The following is a 3262-nucleotide window of genomic DNA, read 5'->3' on the forward strand; positions in this document are numbered from 1 at the left end:
TTCCTCCGGGCTTTCGTTCTTTCCTGCGTTTCCGACTCTATCAGACTCTTTCGTGTCCGACTTCCTCGGTGCTTTCCAGGTCCTTCGCTTTCGCGTTTTCCCTTTCCGGCGGTTCCGACTCTATCAGAGTTTCTCCACCGGATTTCCCGGCTTCAGATCCTGATTCAGAGCTGGATGTGCCCCGACGGAATGCAATTCGTTGGATTCTTGGGGGCGAAGAAGACTTTAAACCATCGCTGCCGAACTTGTCCAGTTCGAGGCAACCGTTCGAATCTACCTCCACGCTCGGGATGTGTCAACACCCTTCGCGACGACGAGGAGACTAGCAGCTGAGTGGGCCCGTACGCACATCACGCCGCGGTCGGCAGCGCGGCCGTCTGGTCCGCCTCCTCCACGTCGCCCGCCTCGCCGGCGCGCGACGCGCGGCCGCCCAGGACGAAGACGTACGCCAGGAAGGCGGCCTCGGCGGCGACGCCGATCGTGATGCGGGCCCAGGTGGGCAGGCCCGACGGGGTCACGAAGCCTTCGATCAGGCCGGAGACGAACAGGACCACGGCCAGCCCGATGGCCATGCCGAGGGCGGCACGGCCCTGCTCGGCCAAGGCAGCGCGGCGGGTGCGCGGGCCCGGATCGACGACCGTCCAGCCCAGGCGCAGGCCCGTGCCGGCGGCGACGAACACCGCCGTCAGTTCGAGCAGGCCGTGCGGGAGGATCAGGCCGAGGAAGACGTCGAGGCGGCCCGCCGAGGCCATCAGACCCAGGCCGACCCCGAGGTTGGCCATGTTCAGGAAGAGGATCCAGAGCACCGGCAGGCCCAGGAAGGCCCCGAGGACCAGGCAGACGGCGGCGGCCTGGGCGTTGTTCGTCCACACCTTCGCGGCGAAGGAGGCCGCCGGATGGCTGGAGTAGTACGTCTCGTACTCGCCGCCGGGCCGGGTCAGCTCCTTGAGGTGTTCGGGGGCCGCGACGGCGCCCTGGACCTCCGGGTGCGTGGCTATCCACCAGCCGATGAGCACGCCGAGGGCCGTCGACAGCAGCGCCGTGGGTATCCACCAGCGGCGGCTGCGGTAGACGGCCGCCGGGAACCCCGCCGTGAAGAACCGGGCGGCGTCGCGCCAACCCGCCCGGCGGGTTCCGGTGACGGTGGAGCGGGCGCGGGCCACCAGCTGGGTGAGGCGGCCGGTGAGCAGCGGGTCGGGGGCGCTCGACTGGATCAGGGAGAGGTGGGTGGCGGTGCGCTGGTAGAGCGCGACGAGTTCGTCGGCCTCCGCCCCGGTGAGCCGGCGGCCCCGGCCGAGGAGCTGTTCCAGGCGGTCCCACTGTGCCTGGTGGGCGGCCACGAAGACGTCGAGATCCATCCGGTTGTCGCTCCCCTGCCCCTGGCCCGCCCGATACGGCTGCTCGTCCTGCGGCCAGCTTGGCAGACTGGGGTGGACAGGGGCGGGTCAGGTCGGTGAAAGGTGTGTCCGGTGAACGGTCTGGTGACGGGGGACGCGGTCGTCCTGGGTCTGCGGCCGGCGAGGCTGCCGAGCCGGGCGCTGGCGATCCTGCTCGACCTGGCCGTGTACGTCACCGGGTACCTGCTGGTGCTGTTCGCGCTGGTCCTCGCGACCGCCGGGCTCGACGAGGCCGCGCAGGCGGCCGTGTCGGTGGCGACGCTGCTGCTGGTGCTGGTCGGGGTGCCGATCGCGGTGGAGACGCTGACCCACGGGCGTTCGCTGGGGAAGCTGGCGTGCGGGCTGCGGGTGGTGCGGGAGGACGGCGGGCCGATCCGTTTCCGGCACGCGATGGTGCGCGGGGCCATGGGGGTCGTGGAGCTGCTGATGACCTTCGGGACGGTGGCGTGCACCGCGTCGCTGGTGTCGGAGCGGGGGCGGCGGGTCGGGGACGTGTTCGCGGGGACGCTGGTGATCCGCGAGCGGGTGCCGGGGGCGCGGGTCATGCCCGTACCCCCGCCGCCGCCGTGGCTGGCCGGGCGGTTCGCGGGGCTGGACCTCTCGGCCGTGCCGGAGGGGCTGTGGCTGGCGATCCGGCAGTACCTGACGCGGATGAACCAGCTGGACCCGCACACGGGTGCGGTGATGGCGGCGCGCCTCGCGGACGACGTGGCGGCGCGGACCGGGGCGCCGGCGCCGCCCGGGGTCCCGGCGGCCGCGTTCCTGATGGCCGTGGTGCACGAGCGGCAGTCGCGGGACGCCGCCCGGGCCTTCGCCGCCGCGCCCGCGCCCGCTCCCTTGGCGTACGGGGGGATGCCGGTGGCTCCCTCCGCGGCGCCTCCCGCGCCCGTGCAGCCCGCTCAGCCGGTGCAGCCCGCTCAGCCGGTGCGGCCCGCGGCTCCCGTCGAGCCCGCCCCGCCCGCCACCGGGTTCGCGCCGCCCGCCTAGGCCTCCGGCCCCTCGGAGTCCTCGGGGTCCTCGGAGTCCGTGAAGGTGGACGGCGGGGTCTCCAGGTGTTCGAGTTCGATGCCGGGGGCGGAGAGGACCACGTCCCCGGCGATGTGGACGGTGTGGACCTCGCCCGTGTCGAGGGCGGTGACCCAGTACTCGTCCACGACGAGCGGGCCGCTGTCGGTGGGGTGCTCGGCGCGGGAACGCAGCGCCCAGGCCTGGTCGACGGTGCGGGGGGCGAGGACCGGGTCGGTGAGGGCGACGAGCCGGATCCGGGTCGCGGGGGCGCCGGGGGCCAGGCGCAACAGGCGGGCCGTCGCGATGAGGAAGGCCGGGGAGGTGCCGGTGAAGCCGGGGGCGGCGACGTTGCCCTCGGTGGCCTCGGTGCCGGTGGGGTCGGTGCGGACCCAGGTGACGCCGTCGATGGCGGCGCCGCGGACCTGCCAGCTCGCCGCGTTGACTTCGAGCCGGATGGGGCGGCCGAGGGCGTCGACGGCCAGGTCGAGGGAGCCCCGGTGGTCGCCGCCGGGGCCGGTGGTCTGGGAGACGTAACGCCAGCCCGAGGGGCCGGGGGCGCAGTGGAAGTGCTCCTCGCCGAGGGGGGTGTGGTCGTGCGGGTCGTGGAGCGAGTAGCGGCCGCGGGGCATGGCTGTGGTCCTTGGCTGGCGTACGGGGGTACGGGGCAGGCCCCCGGCACGGGTGCCGGGGGCCTGCTTCAGTGTGCGCGATCCGCTGGGATCAGTAGCGGTAGTGGTCGGGCTTGTACGGGCCCTCGACCTTGACGCCGATGTACTCGGCCTGCTCCGGGCGCAGCGTGGTGAGCTTGACGCCGAGCGCGTCGAGGTGGAGGCGGGCGACCTTCTCGTCGAGGTGCT

4 protein-coding genes are annotated in these 3262 nt (G+C 73.1%); 1 reads left to right on the top strand and 3 read right to left on the bottom strand.

The window, feature by feature from the left end:
- Positions 1-350: 350 nt before the first annotated feature.
- Positions 351-1358: a stage II sporulation protein M gene (locus tag AB0469_RS40965; protein ID WP_366456698.1), complete on the bottom strand. Its 1008-nt coding sequence runs from the start codon at positions 1356-1358 to the stop codon at positions 351-353.
- 111 nt (positions 1359-1469) lie between these two features.
- Here AB0469_RS40965 and AB0469_RS40970 point away from each other — a divergent pair, with 111 nt between their 5' ends.
- Entirely contained in the window at positions 1470-2384 is a 915-nt protein-coding gene (locus AB0469_RS40970) for an RDD family protein (protein ID WP_366456699.1), read from the top strand.
- On the opposite strand, the gene AB0469_RS40975 is transcribed toward AB0469_RS40970, so the two are convergent.
- Positions 2381-3034 (bottom strand): hypothetical protein, encoded by a 654-nt coding sequence (locus tag AB0469_RS40975; protein WP_366456700.1) that lies wholly within the window; start codon positions 3032-3034, stop codon positions 2381-2383. The two genes, AB0469_RS40970 and AB0469_RS40975, sit on opposite strands and share 4 nt — an antisense overlap.
- A gap of 91 nt (positions 3035-3125) precedes the next feature.
- Positions 3126-3262 (bottom strand): adenosylhomocysteinase (locus AB0469_RS40980; protein ID WP_366456701.1); only part of this gene is annotated, 137 nt, incomplete at its 5' end.

Origin of the sequence: Streptomyces sp. NPDC093801 (genome assembly GCF_040701585.1) — a bacterium.
GTDB lineage: Bacteria > Actinomycetota > Actinomycetes > Streptomycetales > Streptomycetaceae > Streptomyces.